The sequence below is a fragment of the Kitasatospora sp. NPDC032757 genome (genome assembly GCF_055579305.1).
Map to the genome: position 1 here is coordinate 22,610 of NZ_JBVINN010000027.1, position 14,394 is coordinate 37,003.

The 14,394-nt window shown below is 77.2% G+C and carries 8 protein-coding genes; 6 read left to right on the plus strand and 2 right to left on the minus strand.

Annotation, left to right across the window (positions count from 1 at the left end; translation table 11 throughout):
* Window positions 1–76 precede the first annotated feature (76 nt).
* Together ACZ5WK_RS26080 and ACZ5WK_RS26085 are read left to right on the plus strand one after the other, a co-directional pair.
* Window positions 77–3,451 carry a right-handed parallel beta-helix repeat-containing protein gene (locus ACZ5WK_RS26080; RefSeq protein ID WP_465550590.1) on the plus strand — a complete coding sequence of 1,125 codons (3,375 nt, stop codon included), beginning with the start codon at window positions 77–79 and terminating at the stop codon, window positions 3,449–3,451.
* 5 nt (window positions 3,452–3,456) lie between these two features.
* Window positions 3,457–4,797, plus strand: a complete 1,341-nt coding sequence (locus ACZ5WK_RS26085; protein ID WP_465550592.1) for a S8 family serine peptidase — start codon at window positions 3,457–3,459, stop codon at window positions 4,795–4,797.
* Window positions 4,798–4,887: 90 nt separating this feature from the next.
* Here the strand turns inward: ACZ5WK_RS26085 and ACZ5WK_RS26090 are convergent, their stop codons facing one another.
* Window positions 4,888–6,090, minus strand: a complete 1,203-nt coding sequence (locus ACZ5WK_RS26090; RefSeq protein WP_465550594.1) for a hypothetical protein — start codon at window positions 6,088–6,090, stop codon at window positions 4,888–4,890.
* A 219-nt stretch (window positions 6,091–6,309) separates the two neighbouring features.
* Here ACZ5WK_RS26090 and ACZ5WK_RS26095 point away from each other — a divergent pair, with 219 nt between their 5' ends.
* The 3 genes from ACZ5WK_RS26095 to ACZ5WK_RS26105 all read left to right on the plus strand — a co-directional run bounded on the left by ACZ5WK_RS26095 (window position 6,310) and on the right by ACZ5WK_RS26105 (window position 8,212).
* On the plus strand, window positions 6,310–6,714 hold the full coding sequence (locus ACZ5WK_RS26095; RefSeq protein ID WP_465550596.1) for a hypothetical protein: 405 nt from the start codon (window positions 6,310–6,312) through the stop codon (window positions 6,712–6,714).
* A gap of 212 nt (window positions 6,715–6,926) precedes the next feature.
* Window positions 6,927–7,277: a hypothetical protein gene (locus tag ACZ5WK_RS26100; RefSeq protein ID WP_465550598.1), complete on the plus strand. Its 351-nt coding sequence runs from the start codon at window positions 6,927–6,929 to the stop codon at window positions 7,275–7,277.
* Window positions 7,278–7,411: 134 nt separating this feature from the next.
* On the plus strand, window positions 7,412–8,212 hold the full coding sequence (locus tag ACZ5WK_RS26105) for a sigma-70 family RNA polymerase sigma factor (protein WP_465550600.1): 801 nt from the start codon (window positions 7,412–7,414) through the stop codon (window positions 8,210–8,212).
* 33 nt (window positions 8,213–8,245) lie between these two features.
* On the opposite strand, the gene ACZ5WK_RS26110 is transcribed toward ACZ5WK_RS26105, so the two are convergent.
* Window positions 8,246–11,125, minus strand: coding sequence for an AfsR/SARP family transcriptional regulator (locus ACZ5WK_RS26110; RefSeq protein ID WP_465550602.1), 2,880 nt, complete (start codon window positions 11,123–11,125; stop codon window positions 8,246–8,248).
* A 334-nt stretch (window positions 11,126–11,459) separates the two neighbouring features.
* Here ACZ5WK_RS26110 and ACZ5WK_RS26115 point away from each other — a divergent pair, with 334 nt between their 5' ends.
* Complete coding sequence (locus ACZ5WK_RS26115) at window positions 11,460–14,219, plus strand: AfsR/SARP family transcriptional regulator (protein WP_465550604.1); 2,760 nt, start codon at window positions 11,460–11,462, stop codon at window positions 14,217–14,219.
* Window positions 14,220–14,394: the final 175 nt, after the last annotated feature.

Genomic DNA, 14,394 nt, shown 5'->3' on the forward strand with positions numbered 1-14,394 from the left:
CCGCACCCACCCATCCCGGTGCCCCGCTTCGGCGGACCCAGCCGGTGAACCCACCCCGACGAAGGGAACCCCTGGCATGTCGCGCCCGGTGCTGACGGTCTGCGCGGAGCAGCGGGAGGCCGGCTCCTACCGCACGATCGGTGAAGCCCTCCAGGTCGCCCGAAGCGGGGCGGTGATCTCGGTGCGCCCCGGCCGCTACGACGAGAACCTGGTGGTCACCAAGATGGTGACCATCGCGGCCGAGGACGTCCGGGGGAGTGTGCGGATCAGCCCGCGGCGCGGCTCGGTGGTCCAGGTCCTCGCCGAGGCGGTCCAGCTGACCGGACTGGTGATCCAGGGGCAGGACGACGACCTGCCCGCCGTGGACGTGCCACAGGGCCAGCTCGCCCTCCAGGACTGCGAGGTGATCGGCAACTCCTGGACGGCCGTGCTGACCCGCCGGCAGGGTTCGCTGGCGATGCGCGGCTGCCGGGTGACCAACCCGGCCGGCGCCGGCCTGGTGGAGACCTCCGACGGCACCAGCGTCGTCGAGGACAGCGTGATCGAGCACCTGGGCACCTCCGCCCTGGTGATCGGCGAGCGGTCCAACCCCGTCGTGCGGCGCTGCGTGCTGCGCGACGCCCGCGGCAACGGCGTCTGCGCCAACGGCGAAGCCCGCGGGGTGATCGAGGACTGCGAGATCTCCGCCACCGACAAGCCCGCCGTGGCACTGGAGGAGCAGAGCACCACACGGCTGGTGCGGACGGAGGTCCGGGACAGCGCACAGGGCGTCTTCCTCGGCTCCACCGCCCGGGTGGTCCTGGAGGAGTGCACCGTCACCGCCGTGCGCGGTCACGGGTTCGTCCTCGCCAACGGCACCGACCCGCTGCTTCGCCGCTGCCGGGCGGTCCGCACCCAGGGCCACGGCCTGCACGTCGCCGGCCGCTCCCGGGGCACCTTCGAGGACTTCGAGGTCACCTCCGCCGCCCAGGCGGGCATCTTCGTCGGGGAGTCCTCCGGACCCACCCTGGTCCGGGCCGTGGTGCGCGACGGCGAGGCCGACGGCGTGGAGCTGAGCGAGGAGAGCGCCGCCGAGTTCGACCGCCTGGAGGTGCGCGACGCGGCCGGCAACGGCGTCGTCGTCCGCGAGGGCGCCAACCCGCTGCTGCGCCGGATCATCGTCTCCGGCGCGTCCGGACACGGTGTCGAGGTGGTGCGGGACGGGCGCGGCCGGCTGGAGGAGGCGACCGTGCTCGACGCGGGCAAGTCCGGCGTCCGGATCGCCGACGGCGCCAACACCTACCTCGGCGGCGGCGCCGTGCGCGGCAGCCGGGCGAGCGGGATCTCGGTCGGCGCCGACGGCATCGCCACCCTGCGCGAGGTCGAGACGGCCGACAACGAGTACGACGGCGTGAGCGTCGAGCGCGGCGGCGAGCTGACCGCGACCAGGTCACGGCTGCGGGCCAACCGCCGGCACGGCCTCCACCTGCTGCCCGGCGCCCGGGCCACCCTGACGGGGTGCCGGCTGACCGGCAACACGGTGGACGGCATCCGCTCGGAGACCACCGAGCCGGTCCGGCTCACCGACTGCGTGGTCGCCGAGAACCAGGGCGCCGGCCTGCGCCAGAGCGAGTCCAGCGAACGGCTGTCGGTCGAGAACCTGGACAGCCGCGACAACCGCACGGCGGACGCCCACGGCACCACCACCGCCGCGGCGGGAGCAGCCGGTACGGCCGACACCCCCGAAGGCGAGGGCGAGGCCTCCGGGGGCGCGGCCCCGGCCGGGCCGGACGCCGGCCCGCAGGGCCCGCAGGCCGTCCTGCGGACGCTGGTCGGCCTGGAGGGCGTCAAGGAGCAGGTCGCCACCCTGGTCAACCTGAACAAGCTGGCCAAACGCCGCGAACAGGCCGGGCTGCCGGCCCTGCCGATGAGCCGGCACCTGGTCTTCGCCGGCCCGCCCGGCACCGGCAAGACCACCGTGGCCCGGCTCTACGGCGCCATCCTGGCGGAGCTCGGCGTGCTGCGCAGCGGCCACCTGGTCGAGGTGGCCCGGGCCGACCTGGTCGCCTCGATCATCGGCGGTACGGCGCTCAAGACCACCGAGGTGGTGAAGGAGGCCCTCGGCGGGGTGCTCTTCATCGACGAGGCCTACACCCTGTCGGCGGGCTCCGGCGGGACGGGCCCCGACTTCGGCCGCGAGGCGATCGACACCCTGGTCAAACTGATGGAGGACCACCGCGACGACCTGGTGGTGATCGTGGCGGGCTACGAGGCCGAGATCCGCGCCTTCCTCGCCTCCAACCCGGGCCTCGCCTCCCGGTTCAGCCGGACCGTCGAGTTCGCGAACTACAGCGTCGACGAACTCACCACCATCGTCGAACGCGCGGCGGCCGGCCACGGCTACGAACTCGCCGACGGCACCCGCGAGGCCCTCGCCCAGAACTTCGAACGGATGCCCAGGGGCGCCGACTTCGGCAACGGCCGGGCGGCCCGCAAGGTGTTCGAGGAGATGGTCGACCGCCAGGCCTCCCGGCTCGCCGAGCTGGAGAGCATCAACAACGCCGACCTCGCCCTGCTCGTCCCGTCCGACGTCGACGAGCACGCCGCCGCCGCGGCCGCCCGCGCCACCGCGGGCACCCAGCAGCCCGAGGAGCCCGGCCTGCTCGACCGGCTGCGCGCGATGGTCGGGCTCGCTGCCGCGAAGGAACAGGTGGAGGACCTCGTCAACCTCACCCGGCAGACCCGGCGCCGGGTCGAAGCCGGGCTGCCGGCCGCCGTCATCAGCCACCACCTGGTCTTCTCCGGCCCGCCCGGCACCGGAAAGACCACGGTCGCCCGGCTCTACGGCGAGCTGCTCGCCGAACTCGGCGTGCTGCCGAGCGGCCAGCTGATCGAGACCGCCCGCGCCGACCTGGTCGGCCGCTACATCGGCCACACCGCGCAGTTGACCCGGGACGCCTTCGAACGCGCCCGCGGCGGCGTGCTCTTCATCGACGAGGCCTACACCCTGACGCCGCGCCACGGCGCCGGCGGGGACTTCGGCCAGGAGGCGGTGGACACCCTGATGAAGCTGATGGAGGACCACCGCGACGAGGTCGTCGTGATCGTGGCCGGCTACCAGGAGGAGATGCAGGGCTTCCTGGCCTCCAACCCCGGTCTGGCGTCGCGCTTCTCCCGGGAGATCACCTTCGACCACTACAGCGACGAGGAACTGCTCACCATCGTGCGGCTCCAGGCCGAGGCCGGCGGCTACCGCTGCACCCCGGAGACCCTCGCGGCGCTCGGCGTCCGGTTCGCGTCCGTCCCGCGCGACCGGAGCTTCGGGAACGGACGCTTCGCCCGGCAGGTCCTGGAGTCGATGATCACCCGCCAGGCCGGCCGACTGGCCCGGCTGGACATCGCCGACCTAGCCGAACTGAGCCTGCTGCTGCCGCAGGACATCCCGGCCGAGCGGATCGGCAGCTTCCTGTGAGGCCGGTGGCCGCAGTGCTGGCCGGGGCCCTGCTGCTGCCGGCCTGCGGCCTGCTGACGGCGGGTACGGCACTGGCCGACACGCACGGACCGTCGGCGGCACCGGGGTCACCCGGGGCGTCGGGTGCGCCGGCGGCGGGCGCACCGACAGCGGCGGGCGCACCGGCCGACGCGCTACCGGGCGTCGGCCAGCTGCGCCGCGACCCGTCCGGGCGCCCGGCCGGCTGCCTGCCGGCCTCGGCCAAGGGCACCCAGCTCACCCCCTGGCCGCAGACCTTCCTGCGGCCCGACCGGGTCTGGCCACTGAGCCAGGGCGACGGCGTCACCGTCGCGGTGCTCGGTTCCGGGGTGTCCGACGGGGCCGGCACACTCGCCGGGCGGATCGGTTACGCGGCCAAGCTGCCCGGGGCCGGCGACCCGGCCGCCGACTGCGTCGGGCACGGGACCTTCCTGACCGGCCTGATCGCCGCGGCCCGGCGTGACGGCACCGGATTCGCCGGCCTGGCCCCGCACGCCCGGATTCTCGCGGTGGGCGTCACCGACGACACCGGAGCCACCACCGCCGATCTCCTCGCCCAGGGGATCACGGCCGCGGTCGAGCGGGGCGCGCGCGTCATCGACGTGGGCGTGACCGTCCCGGCGGGCAGTGACGCGCTCGCGGCGGCGGTGCGGCAGGCCCGGAGCCGGGGCGCGCTGGTCCTCGCCCCGGTGGCCCCGGACGCGCCGCCCCCCAATCAGGGGGACGCGGCGAAGCCGCAACCGGTCTACCCGGCCGCCTATCCCGAGGTGCTGGCCGTCCGCGACCTCGCACCCGGCGGTGCGCTCCCGGAGGGCGACGCGGCAGTGGTCGGCGGCCGGGTGGATCTGGCGGCCCCCGGCGACGCGGTGATGAGCGTCGGCCCGAACCCGGGCGGCTACTACACGGGCACCGGGTCCAGCTACGCGACGGCGTTCGTGGCGGGCACCGCAGCCCTGGTGCTCGGCTACCGCCCCGGCCTGACCGCGGACCAGCTGGCACAGCGGCTGAAGGCGACCGCCTACCGGACGGCCGGCCCGGCGCCCGACCCGCAGGTCGGCCACGGCACGGTCGACCCGGTCGCGGCCGTCACCGCCCTCCTCCCGCAGGAACAGCCGTCGCCTCCCGCCGCCGCCGTCACCGCCGGTCCGGCCGCCGTGGCCATGCCGCCCGGCCGGCCGGACTCCGCCGCCCCCCACCAGGCGGTCGTCGTGGCGCTGGGCGCCATGGGTGTGATCGGCCTGGTCGCGGTGGGCGGGGTCGTCGGCCCGCGCGGCCGGGCCCGCGGCTGGCAGCCACCGAGGCCCGAGCAGGGAGCCGGGACCGGGTAGGGCGTGCGGAGCGGTCCTCCGAACGCGCGGGCATGCGGCGCGTGCGTCGCGAGGAGCCGGCGGAGCGGGTGGAGCGTGTGGAGCGGTGGGTCAGTGCCCGGCCACCGGCAGGCCCGTGGTGGTGGCCGCGGCGGCGTACGGCCTGGCAGCCGCCCACGGGACGGTCGCGGCCAGCGCGTCGCCGACCAGAGCGGCCAGTTCCAGCATCGCCGTCCCGGCCGACGCGGGCCTGCGGTCGGGGGGAACGACGACGCCCCGGCAGCGGGCGCCGAAGTGTGCGACCAGCTCGCGGGCCGGTACCGGGCGATCGGCCCCCGCCGCCGAGGGCGGGCACGGTGTGAAGACGACGGTGCCGCCGCGGACGAGTGCGCCGTGCCCCTGCGCGACCAGGCCCTCCAGCAGGGTGGACACGGCCGCCGCGTCGGCCGCCGAGGTGCTCGCGCAGATCACCAACTGGTCGGCGAGCTCGACGGCGGCCTGCCGGACGTCGTCCGCCGCGGCCGTGGCGTCACTGAGGACCAGTGGGTAGTGCGTGCCCAGCAGTCCCGCCGCGTGCCGGTAGCGGTCCGCGTCGAGGGCGGGGGCCCACGGGCCGGGACGCGTCGTCAGCACTTCGAGCCGGTCGGCCGGACGGGTGAGACCGTCCGGCCCGGGCACCGCCGCGAACACGTCGCCCACGGCCCACAGGCTCGCCGGTACGCCCTCCGGCGGACCGGCGGCACCCCGGCGGGGGCCCCGGTCCTCCAGGCCGAGGACGACCACCCGGTCCGAGCGGTGACGGGAGAGCAGGGCAGCCAGCGTGACCGGGGAACCGGTCCAGCGGTCCTCGACCGGCCGGCCGAGGACGGCGATCCGGTGGCAGCCGAGCAGCGGGGTGCGGATCCGGTCGACCAGAAGCCGTCGTGCCTCCGCGCCGCCCGCGAAGGGCAGCCGCAGCATGCGCGGCCGCTGCGGTGCCGGCGGCTGCGGTCCCGCCGCGGGCGCGAATCCGGCGAACGCGGTGGGTGGTGCCGGCGGCGACGCAGGTCCGGCCGGGGCCGGGGCCGGTACGGGGCTCGCGGACGGGGCCGGTACGGTCGGGGGCGGGTCCGCCGGAGCGGGCGGTTCCCCGGCGGCCGCGGCACGGGCGAACAACGACCGTTCGGCGGGCGGGATCAGCTGGGTTCCCAGCGTGTCGAGCGGCCGCCGGGCGACCACCGGCACGGGGACGGGCCAGTCGGCCGGCGTGTAGTCCGGATGGTCCTCCGGGCCGGGGCGTCGTACCTGGCCGGGGCTGTCGTCCGCGAACGTCATGCCGTGTCCCTCCCGGGGTGTCCGCCGTGTCGGCCCGTCCAGTCAGGAATACGGCTGTCCGCCCGTCCCGGTTCACCCGGCGGCCGGGCCGGACGCCCCCGCCGGCTGCTCCCGTCGGCCGCGCCCGGGGTGCCGGAAGCGGCGGTGAACCGCTTCAGACGGCGGGCCCGTTGAGCGGATCGGGCGCATGCGGCGCTCCCGTAGCGCTCGGAGGACCAGATGCGTACCACCACGACCCGCGCCGTCCGTACGGTCGGCCTGCTCATGGCCACCGGTCTGATCGGTCTCACCGGCGCCACCTCCGCGCACGCCGGGGACCTGGATCCGACGGAGCCGAAGCAGCCGGCCATCCCCGCCGGGAAGAACTTCGTGCTGTGTTCGTACGGCAACTACGCCTCCTACGCGGTGTTCCCGAAGCGGGGCAACATGTCCACCGCGGTCGCCGAGTCAGGGCGCTGCGTCGGTGTGTCGCTGAGCGGCCGGGGTAGTGAGACGGTCGTGATCTACGGCCGCAAGGCCGACGGCAGCAAGTTCAAGATCGGCACCGACAGCTTCGACCTCCCCGACGGCGAGCGCATCAAGACCCTCAACACCCCCGACAACGACGACTGGACGACGTTCTAGGACGGCCCCTACAGCAGGCCGGCGGGCGGCAGGGCGGCGAGCGCCCGTCCGTCCGGTTGCTGTGAGGTTGCCGGCTGTGCGGCCGGCCGCCGGAAATCCGCTGCTGGATCCGGCGGCCAATCGATACCGTTTCCCCGGGGTGTACGGCCAGTGGCCGGCACCACCGAGGAGAGTCGGCATGCGTCCCGGTTCGGGACGGGGGAGGGAGAACGATGGCGGCGGACGGACGGAGACCGGGCGACCTCGTCGCGGCCCTGGTGGGCGAGCGGGTGGAGAGCCTGCCCGGGCCGCCCGCGTTGGCGGTACCCGAGGCGCCGGCGCACGAGGTGATCGCCGTCGCCCGGCGGATCGCCCTGCGCGCGCTGCCGGCGGGGCGGCCGCGTCTGGCTCCCTTGCCCGCGCTGCTGCGGCTCGCGACGGTGCTGGTCGTCGACGAGCACCCGTCCGCGGCGGCCTGGTCGGTGGCCGACCGGGAACGGCTCGCCGAGTGGGTGGCCGTGCTGATCGAGCACCGGGGTGAGGACGGGGTCCAGGAGCTGGTCGGCGCGCTCACCAGGGGCTGAGCGGGCGCGGGGCGCGCGTTGGCGGAATGTTGGTGCACTCTTGGCGGCCCCCGGCAGCCTGGTGTCCGACCACCGGGGGGATTCCGGTCGGTCTCTGCCCTGCCCTTGCCCGACCCGAGAGGTAGCGCTTCCCCATGCCGCCCGTCACCCCGTCACAGCCGGCCACCCCGTCACAGCCGGTCACCCAGCCGCACCCGGTCACCCAGAAGCACCCCGTCACCCACCCGGTCATCCCGTCACAGCCGGGCCCCCCTCCCCAGTCCGGCACCCTGCGGCCCGCCGAGCCGTCGGCCGCTGCGGACGCCAAGGCCGCCGCCGCAGCCCGGTCCGCCGCCAAGTCCGCCGCGGCCGCCGCGCGCAAGGCCCGTCCGACCCTCGACCCGGACACCCTCGCCGAGATCCACCGCCTGCACGGCGGCTACCTGCTGCGGGCGCTGCTGCGGGTGACCGGCGGCGATCGCGGCAAGGCCGAGGACATCCTGCAGGAGACCCTGCTGCGTGCCTGGCAGAACCCCGAGGCGCTGGCGGCCGGGCCCGAGCAGAGCCGGCCCTGGCTGTTCACCGTCGCCCGGCGGATCGCCATCGACCACTACCGGATGGCCGCCGCCCGCGCCCGCGAGGTGCTCGGCGAGGAGTCGACGGACCGCCCGGTCACCGAGGACCCGTACGACCAGGTGGTCGTCGCCCGGGACGTCGACTCGGCGCTCCGGCGGCTCCAGCAGCACCACCGCGACGTGCTGGTCGAGCTGCACCTGAACGACCGGTCGGTGGCGGACGCCGCCACCCGGCTCGGCGTGCCGCCGGGCACGGTCAAGTCCCGCAACTTCTATGCGATCCGCGCCCTGCGCCCGGTCCTGGCGGCGGAGCACGGGTACGGCCCGAAGGAGGCCCGCACCGCGACGGCGGCCCCCGTGCGCCGCGGGGTGGGCGCCTGACGGCCGGGGCCGCCGGAGCCGGCTGACCAGCCGTCAGATCTGCCGGTCGGTCCGCGCGTTCAGCGCCTCCTCGATGACGGTGGCCCGTTCGCTGGTCGCGCCGGCCAGATGGCCGCAGGAGCGGAAGCGGCCGAGCGCCGAGCGCATCCGGCCGACGGCCTCCGGCTCGCGGCCGCGGGCCGCCAGGAAGGTGGCGTAGGACTGTTCGGCGAGGGCCTGCAGGTGCAGCATGCCCGCCTCCTCGCAGGTGGCCAGCAGGCGGTGCCAGGCCAGCTCGCCGGCCTCGTGCCGGCCGAGCGCCTGCAGTGCCTGCGCCTCCGTCAGCATCGACCAGAGCTGGATCGTGGAGGCCGGGAGGCCGGGCAGCAGGCCCCTGGCCTCACGGGCCTGGCGCAGCGCCCCCTCCCGGTCGCCGGCCAGCAGGCTGACCCCGGCCTGGTAGCCGAGCGCGTAGGAGAGGCGCCGGGCGTCGCCGGTCTCCTCGGCGAGCGCCAACGCCGTGGCGGCCAGCCGGGTGGCCTCGGCGGTGTCCCCCCGCAGGGCGGTGGCCAGCGCCAGGGTGGCGAGTGCCCGCAGGTGTGCGGCGCCGTCCGCGGGGGACGTGCCCGCCACGGCCGTGCGGGCGACCTCGGCCGCCTCCTGGCGGCGTTCCAGGCCGAGCAGGGCGTTGGCCACCGCCCCGCGCAGCAGGGCGATGCCGACCCGGTCGTCGCAGGCCTCGGCGGCCCGTCCGCCCGCGCGCAGGCAGTCCAGCCAGTCGGTGAAGCGGCTGGAGCCGTAGTAGAGCGGGCAGGCGGCCGCAGCCAGCCGCCAGGCCCGCCCGGGGTCGGTGCCGGCGGTCGCGATGACCAGGGCGCGGATCGCCGGCTCCTCGGCCGCGAACCAGTCGAGCGCGCCGCGGGTGCCGGTCACCGGCGGCAGCGCGACCGGCGGGTGGACGCGCTCGCCGAGGCTGTCCTGCCCCGGTTCCACCTGCTCGCCGCAGTGCCAGGCGGCCTCCAGGTAGTAGTCCAGCAGCCGCTCGGTGCCGATCCGGCGGAACCCCTCCGCCTGTTCGGCGAGCAGCTGGACGCCGAACAGGCGGACCAGGTCGGGGCGGCCGTACCGTCCGGGCGCGGTCTCGGTGAGCACATGGTGCGCGACCAGCTCGCCCAGGGTGGCGCGGGCGGCGGCCGGGTCGGCGCCGAGCAGTGCCGCGCTCGCGAGGGCGTCCACATCCCGGCCCGGGTGGGTCGCGAGGAGGGCGAACAACAGCGTGGCGTCGAGCGAGAGGTGACGGTACGTCTGCTCCAGTGCCTCGCCGACACCGGCCACCCCGTCGGCCTCCAGCGCGCCCAGGCGGGTGCGCTCGTCGGCGAGTTCGTCGGCCAGCTCGGCGATCGTCCAGTCCGGCCGGGCGGCCAGCCTGGCGACCGCGGTCCGCAGCGCCAGCGGCAGCCGGTCGCAGAGCCCGGCCAGCCGCGCGGCGGCCGCCGGCTCGGCCCGCACCCGCGCGGGCGTCAGGCCGTGCTCCAGCAGCAGCAGGGCGTCGGCCTCCGGCAGCGGGGCCAGGCGCAGCAGGGCGGCCCCCTCGGCGACCAGCAGGCCCTCCAGTGATCCCCGGCTGGTGACGACGGCCGCGCACCCCGCGCCGGGCAGCAGCTCGGCGACCTGCTCGGCGTCGAGGGCGTTGTCCAGGACCACCAGCAGCCGCCGCCCGCGTGTCCGGTCGCGGTAGCGGGCGGTCCGCCCGGCCCCGTCCGCGGGGATCTCGGAGGCCGGCACGCCCAGCGCGAGCAGGAACCGGCCGAGCAGCTCCGCCGGGTCCGCCGGGCCGTCCGGGTCGAAGCCGCGCAGGTCGGCGAAGAGCAGGCCGTCCGGGAAGTCCCCGGCCGCGCGGTGCGCCCAGGCGAGGACGGTGGCGCTCTTGCCGACCCCGGCCGGGCCGACCACCAGTGCCGGACCGTCGTCACCGCGGTCCGGCCCGCACATCCGGTCCAGCCACTGCCGTTCGGTCTCTCGGCCGGCGAAGTCCACCGGCGGGCGCGGGAGTTGGCGCGGCACGGGGTGGGCGGCCGGCTCCGGCGCCGTCGGCGCGGGGTCGGCCGGACGGGCCCGGGGCGGCGAAGGCGGCGTGGCCCCGCCACCGGCCAGTACCTCGGCGAGGGCCGCCTGGAGGGCCGGGCCGGGCCGGATGCCGAGCTCGCCGTCGAGCCTCACGCGGGCGCGGTGGTACGCGGTGAGCGCGTCCGCCTGCCGCCCGCTCTGGTGCAGGCACCGGACCAGCAGCGCCACCACCTCCTCGCGCAGCCCGTCGGCCCGGACGCTCTGTTCCAGGACGGGCACGGCCGCCGCGCCGCTGCCCTGGCGCAGGCGCAGCCCGGCCCAGGCGATCAGGGCCCGGGTGTGGGCCTGGTCCAGCTGCTCCACCAGGGCGCGGCGCGGTGCGGTGTCGGGCAGGTCGGCCAGTGCGCCGCCGCGCCAGAGCCGCAGCGCCTGCTCCAGCAGCGCGATCGCCGCGTCGTCCGCGGCGCAGCCGCCGGAGTCGTCACAGCCGTCGCAGCCGTAGGAGTCCGCGCTGCCTTCGTGGCGGCCGGCGTGCCGGTCGGCCCGGCCGGTCAGCGCCTCGAACCGCAGCGCGTCCACCTCGTCGGCCGGCCCGGTGAGCAGATAGCCGGGCGCCCGGGTGTGCAGCACGAACGGCGTCCCGGCGAGTGCCTTGCGCAACGCGGCCACGTGCCCCTGGAGCGCCGCCCGGGCGCTGGCCGGCGGCCACTCGCCCCAGAGCAGTTCGCAGAAGGTGTCGACGGCGACCACCCGCCCCAGCCGCAGGGCCAGCAGCGCCAGGACCGCCCGCCGCTGCGCCCCCGGAAGAGCCGCGAAGTCGGTTGCCCCGGCGCGCAGTTCCACCGGGCCGAGGAGCCGAATCCGCACCCGTACCCCTCACCCTCAGACCACCCCGACCAGGCCCGGGACCGTCCCGGGTGGTGCAGTGTAGTGCCCGCAGGTGTCGGCCGCGCCACGGACGGCGACGGGCGGCGGGCGACCGGCCGGCGGCGGACCCGGCGTGGGCCACCGGCCGGCCCGGGCCTATCCTTCGGACGGACCGGCCGGATCGGACGCCCTCGTCGTTGCCCGGGACCGTCCGGCCGCCGCCGGTCGGACCGACCCGACCGACCGGATCATCAGCGAATCGAGCGGCTTCGGACGGCTCGGAGAAGCGCCGCCGGGCGGAATGCCCGCCCGGCGCGGGAGGGGGAGCGGCCGCATGCGGATCGACCTGCTCGGACCGGTCGCCGTCCGGCGTGACGACGGGGCGCCGGTCACACCCTCGGCCCCCAAGCGCCGCGCCCTGCTGAGCGCGCTCGCCATCCGCTTCGACCAGCTCGTCGCCACCGACGAACTGATCGAACTGGTCTGGGACGCCACCGCGCCGCCCACCGCCCGCGCCGCCCTCCAGGGGCACATCACCGCCCTGCGCCGCGTACTTGACGACGACTCACTCGCCCTCGGCACCCGCGGCACCGGCTACGTCCTCACCGGCGACCCCGACCGCGTCGACGCGCTGCGCTTCCAGCGGCTCTGCGACCGGGCCGGCCTGCACCTGCCCGGCCGCCCCGACCCCGCCGGACCGGGCCCCGCCGGCCCCGGCACGCGCCCGGACGAGGACCCGGCACTCCCGCTCCTGCGCGCCGCCGTCGACCTCTGGCACGGCGCCGCGCTCACCGACTGCGGCTCCACCCTGCTCCGGGAACGGACCGCCCCGCACCTGGACGACCTGCGGCTGCGCGCCCTCGACCGGCTCGCCGACGGCTTCTGCCGGGCGGGCCGGGGCGGCGAACTCGTCGCAGAACTCACCGAAGCCGCGGCGGCCCACCCCTCCCGGCAGGGGCTGGCCGCCCGGCTGATCACCTGCCTCGGCCAGGCCGGCCGCCACGACGAGGCCATCGCCCGGTACGACCGGACGGTGGCCGCACTGCCGGGCGCACCGGGCCCCGAGCTGCGCCTGGCCGGCGAGCGGCTCGGCCGGCGGGCGGACGCCGGCCCGCCGTCCGCGGCCCCCGCGCCCCGGCCCGGCCCCACGGCACCCGCGGGGCCGGCACCGGCCGCGCCGCCGCCCGCCGACCGGCGCTTCGTCGGCCGGACGGCCGAACTCGACCGGCTGGACGAGGCGGTCGCCACCGGTCCCGCCGGCCGCCCGATCCTGGTCACCGGGCCCGCCGGGGTCGGCAAGACCGGCCTGGTCCACTACTGGGCACACCGCTCCGCCGACCGTTTCCCCGACGGCCGGCTCCACGTCGACCTGCGCGGCTTCGCCAAGGACGGACCACGCGACCCCGCCGAGGTGCTGGGCGTCCTGCTGACCGCCCTCGGAGTCCCGGAGGACGAGCTGCCCGACTCGCCCGACGACCGCGCCCGCCGCTACCGCGACCTGCTGACGGGCCGCCGGATGCTGCTCGTCCTGGACGACGCGCGCTCGTACGAGCAGCTCGCCCCGCTGCTGCCGGACCCGCCGCCCGACCCCGGCCTGCCGCTCGCCGGGGGAGCCGCACCCGCCGGGCCCGTCACGGTCGTCACCAGCCGCAGCCGGCTGCGCCACCTCCTGCTCCGGGAGGGCGGCATCCCGGTGCCGCTGGACGTGCTGACCCCCGCCGAGGCCGGCGACCTGCTCGCCCGGAGCCTGGGCGCGGCCCGGGTGGCCGCCGAGCCGCAGGCCGCCGTCGAACTCGCCGAACGGTGCGACCGCCTGCCGCTCGCCCTGCGCCTGGCGGCCGCCCGGCTGTCCGCCCGGCCCGGCTGGACCCTGGGCGACCTCGCCGCGGAACTCTCCGACGACGAGGCCGGGCACGCCGCGCTCGCCGGGACGGGCGGCCCGCTCGGCATCACCGCGGCCCTCGACCTGACGTACCGCACGCTGACGCCCGCCGCGGCCCGGCTGTTCACCCTGCTCGGCCTGCACCCCGGCCGGGTGATCGGGACCGGCACCGCGGCCGCGCTCGCCGACCTGCCACCCGCCGCCGCCCGGACGCTGCTGGCCCGGCTCGACGCGACCCACCTCCTGGAGGAGACGACACCCGGCCGTTACACCCGGCGCGAGCTGGTCCGCCGCTACAGCGCCCGGCTGGCCGCCGACCTCACCTGCGACGAGCGGCTCGCCGCCCTGGACCGGCTGATCGGCCACTACCTGGCCGAGACCGCGGCCGACGCACCCGGCCCGGCCGGTGCGGGGCGGGCCGAGGCCTGGTTCCGGCGGGAGGAGGGCGCCGTGCGCGCGGTGGTGCTCTGCGCCGAGGAGCACGGCCGCACCGTCGAGGCCTGGCAGCTCGCCCACCGGGCCGGGCGCCTCTACGAGCGCACCGACTTCGACCGCACCCACTGGCGGACCACCGTCGAGGCCGGCCTGCGAGCCGCCCGTGCCTGCGCCGACCCGGCCGCCGAGGCCCGGCTCTGCACCGACCTCGCCGTCCTGCTGGTCGACCGGCGGGTGTTCCGCGGCGCCGCCGAACACCTGGACCGGGCGGTCACCACGGCCGACCGGGCCGACGACCCGCTGCTGCGCCACCGCTGCCGGGCCCGGGTCGCCGACGCCCTGGTCCGGGCGGGCCGGTACGACCAGGCGCTGCCGCTGCTGACCGCCCTGGTGGCCGGTGCCCGGATGCCGGGCGCAGGCCACCTGCTGGCCCGGTCCCTCAGCGACCTCGCCGACGCCCTGGTGCTGGCGGGCGCGCCCGGCCCGGCCCTCGCCCACGCCGACGAGGCGCTGCAGGCCGCCACCGCCCGCCCCGGCGGCGTGGACGTCGTGCTGGCCACGCAGAGCCGGGCCCGGGCCCTGGACGCGCTCGGCCGCCCGGGCCTCGCCCTGGTCGCCGCCCAACTGGCCGTCGCGCTCGGGCGCACGGTCGGCGACGCGGCCCTCCAGCACCGCTCCCACGCCCTGCTCGCCGACCTCCTCCAGGCGGTCGGCCGCACCACCGAGGCCACGGTGGAGCGGCGGCAGGCCGAGCTCCTCCTGGCCGGAGACCGCTGACCGCCCGGCGTGGTCCGCAGGATGCCCCTCGAACTGCCGCCATGAGCAGAACTACCGGCAGATCCAGCGGGCGAAAGTGCCGCCCCGAGCCCCGGCCGGCCGCCTCACCGCGGTGCGGGAAGACCGCGCTGAGCTGGGCCGATGGCGGAGGACCGGGGTGGACCGGGCATACTTC

Excerpts from the sequence above, each read along its gene's own strand:
- ACZ5WK_RS26080 (WP_465550590.1), top strand. The coding sequence starts at position 77 with ATGTCGCGCCCGGTGCTGACGGTCTGCGCGGAGCAGCGGGAGGCCGGC.
- ACZ5WK_RS26090 (WP_465550594.1), bottom strand. The coding sequence starts at position 6,090 with ATGACGTTCGCGGACGACAGCCCCGGCCAGGTACGACGCCCCGGCCCG.
- ACZ5WK_RS26095 (WP_465550596.1), top strand. The coding sequence starts at position 6,310 with ATGCGTACCACCACGACCCGCGCCGTCCGTACGGTCGGCCTGCTCATG.
- ACZ5WK_RS26100 (WP_465550598.1), top strand. The coding sequence starts at position 6,927 with ATGGCGGCGGACGGACGGAGACCGGGCGACCTCGTCGCGGCCCTGGTG.
- ACZ5WK_RS26105 (WP_465550600.1), top strand. The coding sequence starts at position 7,412 with ATGCCGCCCGTCACCCCGTCACAGCCGGCCACCCCGTCACAGCCGGTC.
- ACZ5WK_RS26115 (WP_465550604.1), top strand. The coding sequence starts at position 11,460 with ATGCGGATCGACCTGCTCGGACCGGTCGCCGTCCGGCGTGACGACGGG.